This is a genomic window from Micromonospora sp. CNZ286 (assembly GCF_014207755.1).
The window spans coordinates 6,865,533-6,882,941 of the sequence record NZ_JACHIZ010000001.1 but is presented as its reverse complement, the minus strand read 5'-3'; the positions used below and the strand labels follow the sequence as shown (position 1 = coordinate 6,882,941).

At 71.9% G+C, this 17,409-nt stretch carries 17 protein-coding genes and 3 tRNA genes; 8 read left to right on the top strand and 12 right to left on the bottom strand.

Annotated elements, in window-relative coordinates:
* Window positions 1-54: 54 nt before the first annotated feature.
* The 3 genes from FHX31_RS31060 to FHX31_RS31050 all read right to left on the bottom strand — a co-directional run bounded on the left by FHX31_RS31060 (window position 55) and on the right by FHX31_RS31050 (window position 1,628).
* Complete coding sequence (locus FHX31_RS31060; protein WP_184977640.1) at window positions 55-1,107, bottom strand: polysaccharide deacetylase family protein; 1,053 nt, start codon at window positions 1,105-1,107, stop codon at window positions 55-57.
* A gap of 321 nt (window positions 1,108-1,428) precedes the next feature.
* Window positions 1,429-1,501 (bottom strand) — tRNA-Arg (locus FHX31_RS31055).
* A gap of 36 nt (window positions 1,502-1,537) precedes the next feature.
* Window positions 1,538-1,628, bottom strand: a tRNA-Ser gene (locus FHX31_RS31050).
* Window positions 1,629-2,524: 896 nt separating this feature from the next.
* On the opposite strand from FHX31_RS31050, the gene FHX31_RS31045 reads away from it, so the two are divergent.
* Complete coding sequence (locus tag FHX31_RS31045) at window positions 2,525-3,277, top strand: hypothetical protein (RefSeq protein ID WP_356957292.1); 753 nt, start codon at window positions 2,525-2,527, stop codon at window positions 3,275-3,277.
* A gap of 28 nt (window positions 3,278-3,305) precedes the next feature.
* Here the strand turns inward: FHX31_RS31045 and FHX31_RS31040 are convergent, their stop codons facing one another.
* On the bottom strand, window positions 3,306-4,079 hold the full coding sequence (locus FHX31_RS31040; RefSeq protein ID WP_013477452.1) for a CPBP family intramembrane glutamic endopeptidase: 774 nt from the start codon (window positions 4,077-4,079) through the stop codon (window positions 3,306-3,308).
* A gap of 122 nt (window positions 4,080-4,201) precedes the next feature.
* Between FHX31_RS31040 and FHX31_RS31035 the strand changes: the two genes are divergently transcribed.
* A complete protein-coding gene (locus FHX31_RS31035; RefSeq protein ID WP_184977638.1) occupies window positions 4,202-5,323 on the top strand; it encodes a globin domain-containing protein in 1,122 nt (373 codons plus the stop codon).
* A 68-nt stretch (window positions 5,324-5,391) separates the two neighbouring features.
* On the opposite strand, the gene FHX31_RS31030 is transcribed toward FHX31_RS31035, so the two are convergent.
* Window positions 5,392-6,924, bottom strand: a complete 1,533-nt coding sequence (locus FHX31_RS31030; protein WP_030272626.1) for a peptide deformylase — start codon at window positions 6,922-6,924, stop codon at window positions 5,392-5,394.
* A 321-nt stretch (window positions 6,925-7,245) separates the two neighbouring features.
* Between FHX31_RS31030 and FHX31_RS31025 the strand changes: the two genes are divergently transcribed.
* A complete protein-coding gene (locus tag FHX31_RS31025) occupies window positions 7,246-8,028 on the top strand; it encodes a hypothetical protein (RefSeq protein ID WP_184977882.1) in 783 nt (260 codons plus the stop codon).
* 4 nt (window positions 8,029-8,032) lie between these two features.
* Here FHX31_RS31025 and FHX31_RS31020 read toward each other — a convergent pair whose 3' ends face one another.
* Window positions 8,033-9,811 (bottom strand): DUF6311 domain-containing protein, encoded by a 1,779-nt coding sequence (locus FHX31_RS31020; protein WP_184977637.1) that lies wholly within the window; start codon window positions 9,809-9,811, stop codon window positions 8,033-8,035.
* 208 nt (window positions 9,812-10,019) lie between these two features.
* On the opposite strand from FHX31_RS31020, the gene FHX31_RS31015 reads away from it, so the two are divergent.
* Window positions 10,020-10,724, top strand: a complete 705-nt coding sequence (locus FHX31_RS31015) for a class I SAM-dependent methyltransferase (RefSeq protein ID WP_013289245.1) — start codon at window positions 10,020-10,022, stop codon at window positions 10,722-10,724.
* A gap of 53 nt (window positions 10,725-10,777) precedes the next feature.
* Here the strand turns inward: FHX31_RS31015 and FHX31_RS31010 are convergent, their stop codons facing one another.
* From FHX31_RS31010 to FHX31_RS31000, 3 genes are all read right to left on the bottom strand, one after another.
* Window positions 10,778-11,311, bottom strand: a complete 534-nt coding sequence (locus FHX31_RS31010; RefSeq protein ID WP_184977636.1) for a YbhB/YbcL family Raf kinase inhibitor-like protein — start codon at window positions 11,309-11,311, stop codon at window positions 10,778-10,780.
* A gap of 40 nt (window positions 11,312-11,351) precedes the next feature.
* The gene (locus FHX31_RS31005) at window positions 11,352-12,041 is read right to left on the bottom strand and encodes a DNA alkylation repair protein (protein WP_184977635.1); all 690 of its coding nucleotides are present in this window, start codon (window positions 12,039-12,041) and stop codon (window positions 11,352-11,354) included.
* A gap of 246 nt (window positions 12,042-12,287) precedes the next feature.
* Window positions 12,288-12,377, bottom strand: a tRNA-Ser gene (locus FHX31_RS31000).
* A gap of 247 nt (window positions 12,378-12,624) precedes the next feature.
* Between FHX31_RS31000 and FHX31_RS30995 the strand changes: the two genes are divergently transcribed.
* Both FHX31_RS30995 and FHX31_RS30990 read left to right on the top strand, forming a co-directional pair.
* Window positions 12,625-12,873 (top strand): hypothetical protein, encoded by a 249-nt coding sequence (locus FHX31_RS30995; RefSeq protein ID WP_240638241.1) that lies wholly within the window; start codon window positions 12,625-12,627, stop codon window positions 12,871-12,873.
* A gap of 9 nt (window positions 12,874-12,882) precedes the next feature.
* On the top strand, window positions 12,883-13,857 hold the full coding sequence (locus FHX31_RS30990) for an NAD(P)H-quinone oxidoreductase (protein ID WP_123110183.1): 975 nt from the start codon (window positions 12,883-12,885) through the stop codon (window positions 13,855-13,857).
* Window positions 13,858-13,860: 3 nt separating this feature from the next.
* Here the strand turns inward: FHX31_RS30990 and soxR are convergent, their stop codons facing one another.
* Window positions 13,861-14,313 carry a redox-sensitive transcriptional activator SoxR gene (gene soxR, locus FHX31_RS30985; RefSeq protein ID WP_013289249.1) on the bottom strand — a complete coding sequence of 151 codons (453 nt, stop codon included), beginning with the start codon at window positions 14,311-14,313 and terminating at the stop codon, window positions 13,861-13,863.
* 46 nt (window positions 14,314-14,359) lie between these two features.
* On the opposite strand from soxR, the gene FHX31_RS30980 reads away from it, so the two are divergent.
* Window positions 14,360-15,043 carry a transketolase gene (locus FHX31_RS30980; RefSeq protein ID WP_123110184.1) on the top strand — a complete coding sequence of 228 codons (684 nt, stop codon included), beginning with the start codon at window positions 14,360-14,362 and terminating at the stop codon, window positions 15,041-15,043.
* A 14-nt stretch (window positions 15,044-15,057) separates the two neighbouring features.
* Entirely contained in the window at window positions 15,058-15,933 is an 876-nt protein-coding gene (locus FHX31_RS30975; protein WP_170215099.1) for a transketolase family protein, read from the top strand.
* A gap of 70 nt (window positions 15,934-16,003) precedes the next feature.
* Here the strand turns inward: FHX31_RS30975 and FHX31_RS30970 are convergent, their stop codons facing one another.
* Window positions 16,004-16,714 carry a glycosyltransferase family 2 protein gene (locus FHX31_RS30970; protein ID WP_013477461.1) on the bottom strand — a complete coding sequence of 237 codons (711 nt, stop codon included), beginning with the start codon at window positions 16,712-16,714 and terminating at the stop codon, window positions 16,004-16,006.
* Window positions 16,715-16,793: 79 nt separating this feature from the next.
* Window positions 16,794-17,381: a hypothetical protein gene (locus FHX31_RS30965; RefSeq protein ID WP_013289253.1), complete on the bottom strand. Its 588-nt coding sequence runs from the start codon at window positions 17,379-17,381 to the stop codon at window positions 16,794-16,796.
* Window positions 17,382-17,409 lie beyond the last annotated feature (28 nt).

Genomic DNA, 17,409 nt, shown 5'->3' with positions numbered 1-17,409 from the left:
GGTCGGCCACACCCACCTGAGCCGTTTTCGGTGGCCTGGCGCGGGCCACCGGGATCAGCCCGTGGTGCAGGAGCGGATCTGGGGTCTGGCGCTGCTGTTGCCGTTCATCATCGTGGTGAAGCCGAAGGTGTTGCCGCTGCCGTTGGACCGCATAGTCATCACGTAACCGGTGCTGTCCCAACTGGGGGAGCCGTTCCAGGTGGTGGAGACCCGCTGCGGCGGGGTCAGAGCCACGACCACGGTCCAGTTGCCGGCCCCCTGAACCGTCACCGAGGTGTTGTACCGGTCACCCCAGACGTTGGGGGTCGTCGCCGTCGCTGTGCACCCGCCGCTGGGAGGCGGAGTGGTCGGCGTGCCGGTCGGCGGCGGAGTGGTCGGCGGCGGAGTGCCGTCCGGGGCCACCGCTCGGCCGGTGCTCGGTGAGATCATGCCCGGACAGAGGTTGCGGCTGCTCAGGTTGGCCATGATCTGCGGAATCGCGTCGCGGGTGTTCTGAATGCCGTCGTGCATCAGGATCACCTGGCCGGCCTGGAGGCGGCCGGCGTTGGAGACGATCTGGCCGACGCTGGCGCCGTTCCAGTCCTGGGAGTCGACGTCCCAGATCACCTGGCGCAGGCCGAGCGACGAGGCGACCGACTGGAGGGTCGAGTTGGTCTCCCCGTAGGGCGGGCGGAACAACTGCGGCCGCACGCCGGTCGCCGACTGGATCGCCGAGTTGGTCTGGGAGAGGTCCGACTGCATCTGGCTCTGGCTCATCGAGGTCATGTGCGCGTGGTTCCAACTGTGGTTGGCCACCCACATGCCCGCGTCGACCTGGGCCCGCGCGGCGGACTGGTTGCTCTGCACGTTCTGCCCGACGTTGAACATGGTCGCCCGTACGCCGTTCGCGCGCAGCACGGACAGCAGTGCGCTGGTGCTGCCGGTCGGCCCGTCGTCGAAGGTGAGGCCGACGTACCCGTTGCAGACGGCGGCGCTGGACGGAGTGGCGGCGACCGCGAGACCGGCGGCAATCAGCGCCACGGTGGAGGCGAGCACTGCCAACCGGACGGTGAGACGCGATGTTCGGGGGGTGGACGGGCGGCGGAAGCCGCCGATGCTGGCGTACATGCGCAGGTCCTCCTCGGGACGGGTGACACCTGACGACGCATGGCTTTAATCGACAGAGATTGATGTTGCCGGCGCTCGGAGTATCGCAGCGGCGTTTCGAACACGTCAACGATTTTCCGGAAGTTTTCCGGAAGTACGTACCTGGACGACGTGCCGGAATCCCTCGACGAGGCCCGTGCCCGGCTGTTCACCGTCGCGCATCAGCGAGGGGCCAGTAGATCCCACCGTGGCTCCCACAGCCGCGCCGAACTCGCCGAAGACGGATACGAGAAAGCCCCCGACCTCGCCATTTCGGCTGGTCGGGGGCTTCTCCCTGTACTGTGCGCCCGAAGGGACTCGAACCCCTAACCTTCTGATCCGTAGTCAGATGCTCTATCCGTTGAGCTACGGGCGCCTGGTGCTCGGCCAGTCTACACAACCGGCTTTCGCGCGGAGACTCCGGGATTCGAACCCGGGAGGGGCTTTAAGACCCCAACCGCATTAGCAGTGCGGCGCCATAGACCAGACTAGGCGAAGTCTCCCTGGTGACCCACGAGGTCACCGCGCCCGAGGATACAGGTCCGTACCCGCCCGGGGCAAAGCGACTATCGGACCGGCCGCTCCGACCGCGTTTTCGTCGTGTGCCAGATCACGCCCACGGCTACGCTCCATCGATATGCAGGAGCAGCCGCCGAGCGATCCGCCCCGTCGCGAGCCCGCCCCCAAGGCCCGGCGGAGCCGCTCCCCACGACCGACGTTCAACCCACCGACACCGGAGCCCGCCGCGGAGAACGCGACGAGCGACACACCGCCGCCCCGGCGTCCGCGCCGGGCGGCGCCCACTGTCGTCTTCCAGCCGCCGACGCCGGCCGCCGACGCATCGCCGGCGCCGCGCCCGCGCCCGGCCGCCGACCGTTCGCCGGCCGATCCGGGTACGCCCGGCGAGCACGCCGCTCCGAAGGCTTCGGTCGACGGCCCGGGTACGCCGCCGAAAGAGCAGATCGCCTCGGGGACGTCCACGACTCCCTCGGGCACGACTGCCGCAGAGCCGTCGCCGAGCGCCGGGGAGGGCACGCTCCCGGCCGATGAGAGGCCCGTCACAGCAGAGCAGCAGCAAGCCACCGAGCCTCCGGCCGGGCCGGTCTCCCCACCGGCCGGGGAGGAAACACCGAAACGGGCGCGCCGCGCTCCCGCCGCCAAGAAGGCCGCCCCGGTCGCGAAGAAAGCGGCCCCAGTTGTGAAGAAGGCTGCGCCGGCGGTCAAGAAGGCCACTCGGAAGGCGTCGCCTCCGAAGCAGGAGACGGCGATCAGCACGACGGAGCCCACACCCACCGAACGGCAGCCCGACAGCACCGAGCCGGTCACGGCGGAGCGTCCCGTCACCGCACCTTCGCCCGGACGGACCCGCCGGACCACGAAAGCCGCCCCGTCGGCGGCGATGGCGATCCCGGCAACGGCGAGTCCAGCCGCCGCCGACACCACGACACCCCACGCGGAGCAGTCCGACGAGCCGACGCACGGCACGGTCGTCGAGCGGGCACCCGCACAACCCGACGTCGCGCGTACCCCGATGGAGGGCTGGCGGGCGGTGGGGCCGCAGCTGCGCGACCACCCCGGGTTCGCGCCGGAGCTGCTGGCCCTGGCGGCGGTCGACGCGCTCGGGCCGCGGGCCGCGGCCTGGGTGGAGCAGGTCCGGCGGGCCTACCCGGAGGCGGACGCCGACGGGGTGGCTCGGCTGGCGACGCGGCGGTTCGTCCGGATGGCCGGTACGGGTGGGGCGCTCGCGGCGGGCGCCGGGCTGTTCGCGCCGGTCGCGGAGCTGGCGACGGTGCTGTGGACGCAGGCGAACCTGGTGCTGCATCTGGCAGCGGCGTACGGGCGGGATCCGGCGCATCCGGATCGGGCGGCCGAGCTGCTGGTGCTCACGTTGGTGCACCCGGACGACGGCACCGCGCGGGCGGCGCTGGCGGCGGCTCGGGCGGCTGATGCTCCGGCGGAGGGTCCGTGGGGGCGCGTGGTGGAGGCGGCCTGGCGGCTGGCGACGCCGGTGGCCGCGCAGGCGGGTGGCTGGCTCGGGCTGCGGTTGGCCGCCCGGTTGCTGCCGGGCGCGGCGGCGCTGGCGGCCGCGACCGGCGGTACGGCGACGGCCGAGCGGGTGGCCGCGCGGGCGGTCGCCCGGTATCGGGCGTGATCGGCACCAGTTCGGCGAGCCGGCGCGGTCAGAGCCAGTCGAACCAGGACTTCGGCAGCATCGCGTAGCCGACGAACGCGAAGATGTCGAGCAGCGTGTGCGCGACGATCAGCGGGGCGACCCGGCGGGTACGCAGGTAGAACAGCCCGAAGATCACGCCCATGACGGCGTTGCCGACGAACGCGCCGAAGCCCTGGTAGAGGTGGTACGAGCCGCGCAGCAGCGCACTCGTGGCGAGCACCGCGCCGATCCGCCAGTTGAGCTGCCGCAGCCGGGTGATCAGGTAGCCGACCACGATCACCTCCTCCAGCACGGCGTTCTGCACGGCGGCGAGGATCAGCACCGGCACCGTCCACCAGAGGTCCGGCAGCGCGGCCGGGACCAGCGTGGCGTTGAGCCCGAGCTGCGCCGCCGCCCAGAACAGCGCCAGCCCGGGCAGGCCGATGAGCGCGGTCAGGCCCGCGCCCCGGGCCAGGTCGGAGGCGGGCCGACGGAAGTCGACGCCGAGCGTCCGTGCCGGGTCGCCGGGGTCGCGCGCCAGCAGGTGTACGGCGAGCAGTACCGGCAGCAGCGCGAAGACGATCCCGAGCAGCTGGTACGTGAGGTCGAGGTACGGCCGGGCCGACGCGGAGGTGTTCAGCGCGGCGGTCTGCTTGGACAGTCCGCCGGTCGCGGTCAGCTTCGCGATCAGCGAGACGAGCGCGTACACGGCCGACTGGCCGAGGGACAGACCGAGCACGAGCAGCGTCTCGGTGCCCAGCATCCGGCGGGAGACCGGACGGGCCAGCTCGTCAACCGTCACCGGACCATGAAAGCACTTCGGCGACCGGGCCGGACGGTCGCACAGCCTGTGCGACCGGCGTACACGCTCCGTGGACATTCTATGCGGGCCGATCCGCCCGTACGGAGAAGGAGCGTGCCCCTGTGGAGAACTTCGCGCGGCTGCTGAAGGAGAGCTGGACCCTGGTCGAGGAGCACCGGGAGCGGCTCAGCGGTCACTTCTACGCCCGGCTGTTCCTCCTCGACCCGGAGCTGCGCAAACTCTTCCCGGTGCAGATGAACGGCCAGGGGGACCGCATCCTGGAGGCCATCGTCACTGCGACCCAGACGGTGGGCGACCCGGAGAGCTTCGACGAGTACCTGCGCGCGCTGGGCCGCGACCACCGCAAGTACCACGTGTCGGCCGAGCACTACGCGACGATGGGCGTCGCGCTGCTCGACGCGCTGCGCAGCACCGCCGGGGACGGCTGGAACCTGGAGTACGACCAGGCGTGGCGGGAGGCGTACGCCGGCATCAGCGAGCGGATGCTGGCCGGCGCGGAGGCGGACGAGAACCCGCAGTACTGGCACGCCGAGGTGCTGACGCACGAGCGGCACGGCCCGGACACGGCGGTGCTGACCGTCCGCGCGCTCCAGGATCCGCTGCCGTGGCGGGCCGGCCAGTACGTGAGCGTGGAGGTGCCGCGCTACCACCCGCGGGTGTGGCGGACGTACTCGGTGGCGAACGCGCCGAACGAGGAGAACGTGCTGGAGTTCCACGTCCGGACGCCACCGGGTGCGGCCGGTTGGGTGTCCGGCGCGCTGGTGCGCCGTACCAAGCCGGGTGACCTGCTGCGGGTGGCCGCGCCGATGGGTTCGATGACGCTGGACCCGGAGTCCACCCGGGACGTCCTCTGCGTGGCCGGCGGGGTCGGCCTGGCGCCGATCAAGGCGCTGGTGGAGGAGCTGACCCGGGTCAACCGGACCCGCTGGGTGCACGTCTTCTACGGCGCGCGCCGCCCGGACGAGCTGTACGGGCTGCCCGGCCTGGAGGACCTCGTCGCGTCCCACCCGTGGTTGTCGGTGACGCCGGCGTGCAGCGAGGACCCGGACTTCGGCGGCGAACTCGGTGACGTCTCCGAGGTGGTCACCCGGTACGGCCCGTGGACCACGCACGACTGCTACGTCTCCGGCTCGGCCGCCATGGTCCGGGCCACCCTGCGGGCGCTCGCCGCCGACGACGTCCCGCCCGACCACATCCGGTACGACACGTTCGGCAACCTCTGAACCTTGCTCCCCCCGAGCCGGGTCGCGTGCCCCCGCCCCCTGGGGCACGCGACCCGGCCCCCCGTTTCTCAGTAACGCCAGGGGGTGCCGGTCTCGCGGTACTCCTCCACGGGCACGAGCGGCACGCCGGGTGCCATCCGGTCGACGTAGAGCCGCCCCTCCAGGTGGTCGATCTCGTGTGCGACCAGCCGCGCCATCGCGTACTCGTAGGACGTGATCACCCGGCTGCCGTCCCACAGGGCGTGCTCAACGTCGATGCGCAGCGGCCGGGGCACCAGGCCGCGGTGGTCGAAGAAGGACAGGCAGCCCTCGTACTGCTCGTCGGTCTCGGTGGCGGCGTCCACCACCCGGGGGTTGAGCAGCACCACCGGGTCGGCCGCCCGGTCGGCCGGGCGCACGAGCGCCGCTGACCAGCCGATGCCGAGCTGGGGCGCGGCGAGGCCGACGCCCTTGCTGAACGGGTGCAGCTCGTCCAGGCGGACCAGCATCGCGGCGAGCCGGTCGATCACCTGCCGGGCGTGCTGTTCGTCGGCCGGCAGGTCGAACTGGCGGGCCCGCTGCCGCAGCAGGTCGTCGCCGCGCTGCACGATGCCCACGGCCCGCATCCGGTCGCTGGCCCGTACCCGGGCGCCGCCGGTGGGCGCGCTGTCCGGTTCGGCGTCCGGCTCGGGGCTGCGGAACCGCCACTGCATCCGGTAGCGGGCGTTCAGCGGCGGGTCGTCGGTCCCCCAGTCGAAGACCACCCGGCCGCCGTCCGCCGAACGCTGGATCGGGGTACGCAGCGGCCCCTCCTCCGCCGACAGCGAGGTCTCCGCGCCCCACACCTTGGGGTCGAGGTCCGCGGGCAGGTCGAGCCGCACCGCCAGGTGCCGGGTGGGCAGGCGTACGGCCCGTTGGAACCAGGGGCCCCACTTGTCCCGGCCGACGCGGTACGCGTACTCGATGGTGACCCGGTCGCCGGGGTAGAGCGGGAAGCGTCCCTCGTCGTTCTCGAACAGCAGCCAGATCTCCTTGAACGCGTCCCGGTCGTGTTTGGCCCGCCAGTGCATCGGCTCGCGTCCGTTGCCGTCGTCCCGGTACGCGGTGAGCTGCAGCTCGGCGAAGGTCAGCGGGTGTTCCCGGTGGTGCCGGTTGGAGCGGCCCGGGTCGTTGGGGTAGCGGTCGACGGCGACCCGGACCAGGTAGCGGGTGACCGGTTCGGTGCCCGCGTTGTACAGCTCCCGCCGGATCGCGCAGTGGTAGCCGTCCCCGGTGTGGGTGAGCGTGGCCATCTCCCGTTCCACCACGAGGCCGGTCCCCGGGGGCAGCCACTGGCCGGGCACGGGCGGGTCGCGGTGCGCGGCGCCGGTCCGGCCGTGCCGCAGCTCGTCGTACTCCCGGAAGCGCTGCCAGATCGCGCCGCTGGCCTCCAGGACGGCCTCGGCCCGGCGGGCGAAGTCCTCGGTGGGCCGGTGCCGGCGCCCTTCGACGTGACTGACGTAGGACGGGTCGAAGCCCATCATCGTGGCCAGTTGCTTCTTGGACAGCCCTCGGCCGGTCCGGTGCCGGGCGAGTTCGGCCGCGAACGAGTCCGCGGCACGCTCGATCGGTGAGGTCGTCATCAGCTTCCTCGTACGCGGGAAGACCATTTTCACGTTGAGTGGCCGAACGTGTACGGAAACTGCCTCGTATTCGACACTCACCTTGACTTTTCAGCGGCGTACGTCGATCCTTACGCCGTCTGCCGCCGGTTCTCCGGCGGCGTTTTTCGTCTCCGAGGCCGGGTAGTACGCCACGGCCGTGGAGTGACGGGGACCTCCCCGCGATACCGCGGCACCACTTCCCCTCCCGCCGGGAAGGTGGTTAGGCTAGCCTTAGCTTGGGTCGACGGCACGCGCCGACCGCAGGGCGACAGGACAGGGGACGGCCAGGTGACTGCGGTGATGCCGGGGCGCGACGCCGCCACCCCGCTCGCCCCTGTGACAGCGACCCTGCGCGCCATGTTCGGCACCGACGACCTGCCCGGGCTCGCACCCGGCCTGCTGGTCCACGACGAGCTGGACCGCTGGTCCCCGGCCACCCGGCTGATCGACGGCACGCTGCTGTCCGAGTTCCTGACCGCCGCCGGCCGCCGCTGGGGCGGCACCCCGCACGCGTGCGCCGCGCTGGCCTGGAAGTCCTACAGCTACTGGACCGCGCTACCCGCGGTGCTCGGCTGGGCGTCCGCCCGCCGGGTGCCGCTGCTCGACCCGGCCGACGTGCTCGTGCACTTCGAGGACCACCACCAGCTCCTCACGCTGGGGCTGCGCGCCTCCACCCCGGTGGCGGTGCTGCCGAGCGACCCGCTGGCCCTCGCCGGCGCTCCGGGCGTACTGGTGGTCCCGGACGAGGCGGCGCTGCTCGGCGCGCTGCGCGCGTCCCTGCTCGACGCCCACTTCGCCCCGCTGATCGGCGCCATCCAGGGCGAGGTCCGGATCGGCACCCGTACGCTGCTCGGCTCGGTGGCCTCCGGCATCGCCCACGGCATCCTGCGCGCGTCGGACGCGCTGCCCGGCTCGGCCACGGCGGCCGTCGGCACGCTGCTGGACGCGCTCGACCTGAGCGACCTGGTCGAACTGGTGCCCGGCCCGGCCGGCGAGCCGACTGTGCAGCGGCGCACCTGCTGCCTGGCGTTCACGCTGCCCCGGCCCAAGGTGTGCCAGGGCTGCTGCGTCCGCCAGGGCTGACCGCTCACTCGACCAGCGGCCGGACGTCCCACAACCACACCCCGCCGGTACGCCTCGGCGTGATCCCGCTCAGCTCCGTCATCGCCCGGCGCAGCGCGTCGGCCTGCGGCAGCCGGGGGTCGAGGAGCACCGCGCCGGCCCGCCAGTAGCGCAGGTCGTCCACGGCGGCCACCCGGTCCTGCGGCGTGATCGGCGGGACCGCGTCGGTGCGCCGTACCGTCTCGAAGAACGTGCTGGTGGGACGCGGCGGCGCGGTGAAGAGGGCGATCCGGTCCCCGCCTGGGCGGGTGTCCGGATAGAGGAAGTAGCCGCGGGCCAGCGGCATGTCCAGCCGGGTCTCGGCGGACCAGCGCAGCGGGACCGCGTACGTGGTGTCGGGCAGCGGCAGCGTGACGATGCTCCGCCCGCCGGCGACGTAGGGACGCCAGGCACCGGAGGTGACGAACGTCGGAGTCGGATCGAGGCGCTTCGCGGGCAGCGGGGTGGGCAGGATCGGCAGCAGCGCCATGGCGAGCACTGTGACGGTGGCGAACCGGATCTGGTCGCGCGCGTCCGGGTGCCGTACGGCGAGCCGCCGGGCCCGGTCGGCACCGAACGCGAGCAGCACGCCGATGATCGGGGTGAGCGCGAGCGACCAGCGGGTGGGCACCACCGAGTGCAGGACCGGCAGGTTCTCCAGCGCGGCCCAGGGGCCGGGGATGCCGGTGTCCCGCCCGTCGTAGCGGATCTCCCGGCCGAGCGAGAAGAGTACGAACACGAGCCCGACCGCTGCCAGCCCGAGCACCACGGCGTTGCGGCGCAGCCACCAGACCAGCGCGATCACCAGGATCACCAGCGGCCAGCCGAAGAACGCGTTCTCCTCGGTGGCGTTCTTCACGAGCGGTTCGCTGCCCCGGGCGTCGCCCGCCACCGACTCCCGCGACCAGGCCACGTACGCGGCGAGGTCGGTGGAGTAGCCCCGGATCAGCGTGGAGAGCCCGCTGTACGCGCCGGGGCCGAAGAACTGCACCCAGAGCGGGTACGCGAGCAGCGCCCCGGCGACCGTCGCGGCGACCCCGAGCCCGGCGGCGAACGGGCGGGCCGCCGAGCGCAGCGCGGGACGGCCGAGCGCCAGCGCGAGCACCACCACGCCGAGCCCGATGGCGGTCATCAGCAGGATCTCCAGGTTGAGGAACGCCTGCCAGACGATCACCAGGCCGAGCAGGACGCCGTTGCGCAGCCACCGGCCGGGTTCGGCCAGGCGCAGCGTCCGCCAGATGATCAGCGGCACCACGTACTGGCTGACGATGTTGGGGTGCGAGTTGGCGTGCGAGATCATCGCCGGCGCGAACGCGCAGAAGGCGGCACCCAGCCAGGCCGGACCGCGGGACTTCACGACAACTCGGGAGAGCAGGAAATACCAGGACACGCCGGTGGCGGCGAGCCCGAGAGTGAGGAAAATCAGAAGGGACCAGCGCGGGCCTGCCCAGAGCGTTATCGGGGTCAGCGGCAATGAAACGGATAATACGGACGTATTAGCCATGAGATTGACGACATCCGGCACATTCATCCGGTCCGAGGTGAACGGATAGGCGAAATCAGTGACGACGCGAGCACCATGCGCCATCATCCATTCGAATTGCGCCTGATCTGTCCGATTGTCCCGGACGCCATTGCGCGGATCGACCCAGAGCCGGGCGGTGACCCAGAACGCGAGCAGCACGAAGCTGAGCACGGCGAGCGCGTCGATCCGCCCGCCCCGCCCCGATTTGGCCGCACTCGCGTCGCTTTCCGGAGTAGTCATGACATTTCAGAGCGTAGTCAGGGTATGACGGGCACGTGCAATGTTCCGGGGAATCACGTACTATGTGCCGAGTTCGCCGACCGCCGAACAGGCACCCCTCCGGATCACAATTCGGCCCCCCTCCGTCCCCCGATTTCCCCCTCAGCCATCCAGATGGTTGACTCTGACGGTCCAGGCGCGGGTCAGTCATATCGTGAGGAATCGACGCATGGCAGAAATCACTGGGGATCAGCGCGTCCAGTCCGAGGTGCTCGAAGGCCTGGCGACGGCTGTCAACCACCGGCAGTGGTTCGTCGAGCTGGCGGTGCCCTACCTCGGTGACAACCCGATCGAGATCGGCAGCGGCCTCGGCGACTACGCCTCCGCCTGGGCCGCGTACGCACCCCGGATCACCGCCACCGAGGCCGACCCGGACCGGCTGATCCAGCTCAAGGAGCGGCTGTCCGACCACCCGGGCGTCGAGGTCCGGCAGATGCTGCTCCCGCACCACGAGCGCGGCGACTACAGCGCGGCCGTCTCCTACAACGTGCTGGAGCACATCGACGACCACGTGGGCGCGCTGCGCAGCATGCGGGACCTGGTCCGCCCCGGCGGCGCCGTGGTCATCATCGTGCCGGCGTTCCAGTTCGCCATGAGCCCCGCCGACATCGCCACCGGCCACGTCCGTCGCTACACGAAGAAGACGCTCGCCGCGGCGATGACCGAGGCGGGCCTCACCGTCGAGCGGATCCACTACGCCAACGCGCTCGGCCTGATCGGCTACTTCATGGCCACCAAGGTCTTCCGGCTGATGCCGAAGGAGGGCCCGATGGTGAAGGTCTACGACACCCTCGTGCTGCCAGTCACCAAGGCCGCCGAGCAGCGCGTCCGGCCGCCGTTCGGCCAGTCCGTCTTCGCCGTCGCCCGCGTGTAAGGAAGGGCCCCTTGTTAACAGACGTCTGTTAACAAGGGGCCCTTCCTTACACCTCACTCCTTGATCTGGTACGTCGGGCGGATGACCGCCCGGGCCAGGGTGTGGAACGCCAGATTGAAGCCGACGAAGGCCGGGCTGGCCCCGGCCGGGATGTCGAGGCGGTCCACGTCCACCGCGTGCACCGCGAACACGTACCGGTGCGGGCGGTCCCCGGCCGGCGGCGCCGCACCGCCGTAGCCGGTGTCGCCGTAGTCGTTGCGGGCGCTGAACGCGCCACCCAGGTCGGCCTCACGCACGCCGGTGGGCAGCTCGGTGACGGAGACCGGCACGTTCACCAGCACCCAGTGCCAGAAGCCGCTGCCGGTCGGGGCGTCCGGGTCGAAGCACGTGACCACGAAGCTCTTGGTCTCGGCCGGGAAGCCCGACCAGGACAACTGCGGTGAGATGTTCTCGCCGCCGGTGCTGCCGTGCGCGTACCGCGCGTCCATCGGCTCGCCGTTGTGCACGTCGTCGCTGGTCAGGTCGAACGACGGCACCGTCGGCAGCAGCTCGTACGGGTCCGGGGCGATCGGTCGTTCCAGGGTCATCGAAACGGTCCTTCCGGGTACGCGAATGTCCTGCGCCCCTTCATACCCCGTTGTCCGCGCCACCGTCCTGTCGGCGCACCATCTCGTTGATCCAGACCGGCGCGTACGGCGACGTGCATCCCGGCGGCGTCGGATAGTCCTTGAGCACCCCGAGCCGCTCGCCGATCCCGATCGCGCGGTCCCGGTACGCAGGGTGCTCGATCCCGATCTGCGCCAGGCAGTGGTTCATCGCCCACTGGAGGCGCTCCGGCGCGCCCGCCATCTCCGCCTCGATCACGTCGAGCAGGCCGGCCAGGTCCAGCCCGTCCGGATTCCGTGCCACCCGCTCGGTGGTCAGCGCCCAGCCGGCGCTCGCCACCACCGGATCCCTGTCGGCCGACCAGGCCAGGCGCAGTGGCTCGGCGTGCGGGCTCTTCTTCACCACATAGTTCACGAGCCAGTCGTGCACCTTCGGCGTACGCGCCTCGCGCAGCATGGCGTCCAGCTCGTCCCGCCCGTACGCCTTCGGCCGGCAGATCAGCATCGCGAGCAGCCGGGCCGCGCTGTCGCCGGTCGCCCACAGCTCGCGGGCCAGCTCCTGCTGCGTCTTCAGCCGCTTTGCGACCGCCCGCAGCTTGCCCAGGTTGACCCCGTGATCGTCACCGTGGCGCTCGTTCACCGCACGGATCTTCGGATCATCGAGCGCGGCCAGCTCGGCCGTCACCTCAGCCACAGTCGTCGTCTCCGCCACCAGGGCCTCCCGCCGTCGCCGCACCCCGCAGCCTACGACCGGCCCGACGCTCCCGCTGTTCCGCCGCCCCGCCGTTACTCCTCGGCCGCCCTGCCGTGCCGTTCGCGGTGCAGATCGACGGTCTGGTGCTCGGCGCCCCAGGAGAAGGAGCATCTCCTGTTACGGCTTCTTCCCCCACGATGCCCCGCCAGCGGACAACGCCCGCCTTGGAGGATGGGCTGAGCTGCGTGAAGGGAGATCAGCTACTGGCGGAGGGTGTGGGATTCGAACCCACGAAGACATCGCTGCCTTACCGGTTTTCAAGACCAGCGCCATCGGCCACTAGGCGAACCCTCCCGGCACGCCCCCGAGGGGTGCGCGACCGGGGACCAGTCTGCCACGAACCCCGAACCGGGCAAGCCGCCGTCCCACCTCCCTTGCGCGAATGTGTGCGTGCAGGAGAGCCCGGCAGTGGTGCTGATCAGCGGAATCATGGCAGCCGGCAGGTCCACAGTGGCTGAAGGGCTGGCGTGGCGGCTGCCCCGTGCGGTGCACCTGCGCGGCGGCGTGTTCCGCCGCATGATCGTCAGCGGACCTGCCGGTCATGATCGGCCGGATCCGGCACCGGCCGGTGGCCGTGGTGGTGCTCGCGCCGCGCCCCGAGGTGGTCGCCGCCCGCGAGCGGGACCGGTCGAAGAAGGGGTACGGCGACTGGCCGGTGGCGGACCTGGACGCCGGGTTCCGCGCCGACACCCCCCGGATCGGGCTCTGGCTGGACACCTCCGGCCAGACCCCGGAGGAGACGGTGACGGAGATCCTCGCCCGCGCGTGGACCGACGGGCAGATCGGGTAAGACTGAGTCATGCGCGCGATCACGATCAGCGAACCCGGCGGACCCGAGGCGCTCGTCTGGACCCACGTGCCGGATCCGGAGCCCGGTCCCGGCGAGGTGATCGTGGAGGTGCGGGCCAGCGCTGTGAACCGGGCCGACCTGTTGCAGCGGCAGGGGCACTACCCGCCGCCGCCGGGCGCGTCCGCATACCCCGGTCTGGAGTGTTCGGGGACGGTGCGTGCGCTCGGTCCCGGCGTGACCGGCTGGTCGGTGGGCCAGGAGGTCTGCGCGCTGCTCGCCGGCGGCGGCTACGCCGAGCAGGTCGCGGTGCCGGCCGGGCAGTTGCTGCCGGTGCCGGCCGGGGTGGACCTGGTCGACGCGTCTGCGCTGCCGGAGGTGGCGTGCACGGTCTGGTCGAACGTGGTGGACCTGGCCCGGCTGGCCGAGGGGGACACGCTGCTGGTGCACGGCGGCGGCAGCGGGATCGGGACGTTCGCGATCCAGCTCGGCGTGGCGCTCGGCGCGACTGTGGTGGTGACCGCGCGCTCGGCCAAGCACGACCGGCTGCGTGAGCTGGGCGCCGCGCACACGATCGACTACCGCGAGCAGGACTTCGTCGACGAGGTACGCCGGGTCACCGACGGCCGGGGCGCCGACGTGATCCTGGACATCATGGGCGCGTCCTACCTGCCCCGGAACGTGGCGGCGCTGGCGAGCGGCGGGCGGCTCGTGGTGATCGGCATGCAGGGCGGGCGCAAGGGCGAACTCGACCTGGGGATGCTGCTGGCGAAGCGCGCGGCGGTGCACGCGACCGCGCTGCGGTCCCGCCCGGTGGAGGGGAAGGCGGCGATCGTCCGGGGCGTACGCGAGCAGGTGTGGCCCCTGGTGGAGGCGGGCCGGATCCGGCCCGTCGTGCACGCCCGGGTGGACATGGCTGACGCCGCCGCCGCGCACCGCCTGGTGGAGACCAACGACCACCTGGGCAAGGTGCTTCTGGTCCGGTAGGGGTCAGCCCTGGCCGGGACGCGGGAGCATGAGGCGCGGGCCGGGGCCCTCGGCGGCGAGCGAGTCCTCCGGGTTGTAGAGCGTGCAGCGCTGCAAGGACAGGCAGCCGCAGCCGATGCAGCCGTCCAGGTCGTCGCGGAGCTTGCCGAGCAGCCGGATCCGCTCGTCCAGCCGGTCCCGCCAGGCGCGGGACAGCGCGGCCCAGTCGTCGGGCGTGGGGGTACGCCCCGACGGCAGCGAGTCGAGCGCCGCCCGGATCTCCTCCAGCGACACACCCACCTGCTGGGAGATCCGGATGAACGCGACCCGGCGCAGCTCGGTACGGGCGTAGCGGCGCTGGTTCCCGCCGGTGCGGGCGGCGTGGATCAGGCCGAGCCGCTCGTAGTAGCGCAGCGCCGAAGGGGCGACACCACTGCGGTCGGCGAGCTGCCCGATGGTCAGTGTTGCTTCGTGCATCACACGGCCTTGAGTTGAAGTTCGCTTCAAGTCCGAGGCTATCGGTATGACGACGACCACCGCCACCGACCTGGGCGCGCTCCTGGACCGGGTACGCGCCGGCCGCGAGTTCGGCGCCAACGTGTACTCGACGCTCGACGTGCTCCAGGTGCTCTACGACCGGGTGCTCCGGGTCACCCCGGCCACCGTTGCCGAACCGGACCGGGACCGCTTCCTGCTCTCCAAGGGCCACGCGGTCGCCGGGTACTACGCGCTGCTCGCCGCCCGCGGTTTCCTGCCGGCCGAGTGGCTGGACGACCAGGGCGGCCCGGCGAGCCGGCTCGGCGACCACCCGGACCGGACGCTGGTGCCGGGGGTGGAGATCGGTTCCGGTTCACTGGGCCACGGGCTCGGGCTGGGCGTGGGCACCGCGCTCGGGCTGCGGGCCCAGGGCCGCACCGGACCCCGGGTGTACGTGCTGCTCGGCGACGCCGAACTGGACGAGGGCTCCAACCACGAGGCGATCGCGTACGCGGGCGCGACCGGGCTGGGCAACCTGACAGCGATCGTGCTGGACAACCGCTCGGCCACATACGGCTGGCCGGGCGGCGCGGCGAGCCGGTTCACGGTGAACGGGTGGAGCGCCGCCACAGTCGACGGGCGCGACCACGACGCCCTGCACGCCGCCCTCACCGGGCACGACGATCACCGGCCGCACGTCGTCGTCGCGGTCGTCACGGACGGGGAGTGAGCATGACCAGCACCATGCGGGACGCGTTCGTCACCAGCACCGAGGAGGTGCTCGCCGATCCGCGGACGACAGTCGTGCTCGCCGACATCTCCGCCGCCGCGTTCGAGCCGGCCGCCGCCCGGTACCCGGACCGGGTGATCAACGTGGGCATCCGGGAACAGTTGATGATCGGGGTGGCCGGTGGGCTGGCGCTGACCGGGCAGCGGCCGGTCGTGCACAGCTACGCCCCGTTCCTGGTCGAGCGGGCGTACGAGCAGATCAAGCTGGACCTCGACCACCAGGACGTCGGCGCGGTGCTCGTCGGCATCGGCGGCTCGTACGACCGGGCGGCGGCGGGACGCACCCACCTCGGGCCGGCGGACGTGGCACTGCTGGACACGCTGGACGGCTGGACAGTGCACGTACCGGGGCACCCGGACGAGGTCCGGCCGCTGCTGCGCGACGTGGTGTGCGGGCAGGACTCGGCGTACCTGCGGTTGTCCGTCCGGACCAACGCGCAGGCGTACCCGCAGGCGGGTGACCTGCACGTGGTGCGCGACGCCGGGCCGGGCGCTCCGCTGCTCGTCGCGGTCGGTCCGGTGCTGGACGCGGCGGTGGCGGCGACGGCCGACCGGCCGGTCACTGTGGCCTACACCCACCGGCCGCGACCGTTCGACACGGCCGGGCTGCGGGCGCTCGCCGGGACCGAGGTGATCCTGGTCGAGCCGTACCTGGCGGGCACGTCGGCGCGGGTGGTGTCGGAGGCGCTGGCCGACCGGCCGCACCGGCTGCTCGCGCTCGGGGTGGGCCGCAAGGACCTGCGCCGCTACGGCAGCGCCGAGGACCACGAGCGCTGGCACGGCCTGGACGCCGCCGGGCTGCGCCGCTCGGTCGACGCGTTCCTCACCTGAGCGGGCCGGACACGGCGGAACCCCGCGACCTCGGTTCGTGCCGGGGTCGCGGGGTTCCGTCGATTCAGGCTCAGTGCGCGGCGGCGGGACCGGCCGGGCGGCGGCGGGCGCGCTCGCGGGCCAGGATCCAGATCGCCTCGACGCCGTCCTTCCAGGTGATCTTCTTGCCCTCCTCGCGACCCCGGGCGCGGTAGCTGATCGGCACCTCGTACGGGCGGATGCGGCGGCGCAGCAGCTTGCCGGTGACCTCCGCCTCCATGCCGAAGCCCCGGGAGCGGACCTGGAGCGAGCGGTACAGCTCCAGCGGCATCAGCTTGAAGCAGGTCTCCAGGTCGCCGATGTAGGAGTTGTAGAGCACGTTCGCGGCGAGCGTGACGCCCTTGTTGCCCATCACGTACCAGAAGCTGTACGAGCTGTGGCTCCCGAAGGTCCGATTGCCGTAGACGACAGTCGCCCGGCCGTCGAGCACCGGCTCCAGCAGGCGCGGGATGTCCTGCGGGTCGTACTCCAGGTCGGCGTCGAGGATGACCATGTACTCGCCCTCGGCGCTGTCGACAGCCGTCTTGATGGCCGCGCCCTTACCGGCGTTGCGCTGGTGGGTGATCACCCGCAGTCGGGCGTCGTCCACGCGGCCGAGGATCTCACCGGTGCCGTCCCGGCTGCCGTCGTCCACGACGACGAGCTCGATCTCGCAGGGGTAGTCGACTGCCAATGCCTGCTTCAGGGCATCCGCGATACGTTCTTCCTCGTTGTAGACCGGCATGAGGATCGAGAGCTTCACGGAATCTCCACGGAGGCGATGGCAGGTCGGGGCATAGCGTAGCCTGGCACATTGCTCAGGTCACGACAGCCCAGGCACCCTATTCCTGGCGAAGTGGCACCACCACGAGCCGGGCCACGCTCTTGTCGCCGTCCTTCGCGCCGGCCACCCCGACCGTCGTACCGATCTTGATGTCGGTCGATCGGATCGTGGTCCGCCGCTCGACCACCCGCAGTTTCTCGCCGAACGTCCACGTCGCGGTGAAGCCGTCGGTGGACTTCACGGTCATCGACCTGCCGTCGATCGCGGTCACCTCGCCGCGCTGGACCGCGACGGTCTTCGTACCGCCGTCCCTGGTCCGGACCACCGCCTCGCCGTGCAGCGTGTTGCGCCGCAGCAGCACCCGGGCGCGGTGCCGCTTGTGCCCGTCCTTCGCCCGCTCGCCCTTGCCGTCCGGCCCGGCCTGCGGCGTGCCGGAGGGTGCCGGGGCGGCGACCGGATCCACGTCCAGTTCGTCGGCGTCGACGCCGAGCGCGGCGAGCGCCTGGCCGTCCACGCCCAGGGCGGCGCTCACCTCGACCGCGTCGTCCGGCGCCGCGCCGGGGCGGCTCACGCCGCACCCGGCGAGCCCGAGCGCCGCGGCGGCGAGCAGTGCGGTGGCGCCGGTGACGATTCGCTGACGTCTCATCTGTGGTCCTCTCCTCGCGGTGACGACC

Coding starts and splice junctions, on each gene's coding strand:
- FHX31_RS31060 (WP_184977640.1), bottom strand. CDS start 1,107: ATGTACGCCAGCATCGGCGGCTTCCGCCGCCCGTCCACCCCCCGAACA.
- FHX31_RS31045 (WP_356957292.1), top strand. CDS start 2,525: ATGGCGATCCCGGCAACGGCGAGTCCAGCCGCCGCCGACACCACGACA.
- FHX31_RS31030 (WP_030272626.1), bottom strand. CDS start 6,924: ATGACGACCTCACCGATCGAGCGTGCCGCGGACTCGTTCGCGGCCGAA.
- FHX31_RS31025 (WP_184977882.1), top strand. CDS start 7,246: ATGCCGGGGCGCGACGCCGCCACCCCGCTCGCCCCTGTGACAGCGACC.
- FHX31_RS31020 (WP_184977637.1), bottom strand. CDS start 9,811: ATGACTACTCCGGAAAGCGACGCGAGTGCGGCCAAATCGGGGCGGGGC.
- FHX31_RS31015 (WP_013289245.1), top strand. CDS start 10,020: ATGGCAGAAATCACTGGGGATCAGCGCGTCCAGTCCGAGGTGCTCGAA.
- FHX31_RS31010 (WP_184977636.1), bottom strand. CDS start 11,311: ATGACCCTGGAACGACCGATCGCCCCGGACCCGTACGAGCTGCTGCCG.
- FHX31_RS30995 (WP_240638241.1), top strand. CDS start 12,625: ATGATCGGCCGGATCCGGCACCGGCCGGTGGCCGTGGTGGTGCTCGCG.
- FHX31_RS30990 (WP_123110183.1), top strand. CDS start 12,883: ATGCGCGCGATCACGATCAGCGAACCCGGCGGACCCGAGGCGCTCGTC.
- soxR (WP_013289249.1), bottom strand. CDS start 14,313: ATGCACGAAGCAACACTGACCATCGGGCAGCTCGCCGACCGCAGTGGT.
- FHX31_RS30980 (WP_123110184.1), top strand. CDS start 14,360: ATGACGACGACCACCGCCACCGACCTGGGCGCGCTCCTGGACCGGGTA.
- FHX31_RS30975 (WP_170215099.1), top strand. CDS start 15,058: ATGCGGGACGCGTTCGTCACCAGCACCGAGGAGGTGCTCGCCGATCCG.
- FHX31_RS30965 (WP_013289253.1), bottom strand. CDS start 17,381: ATGAGACGTCAGCGAATCGTCACCGGCGCCACCGCACTGCTCGCCGCC.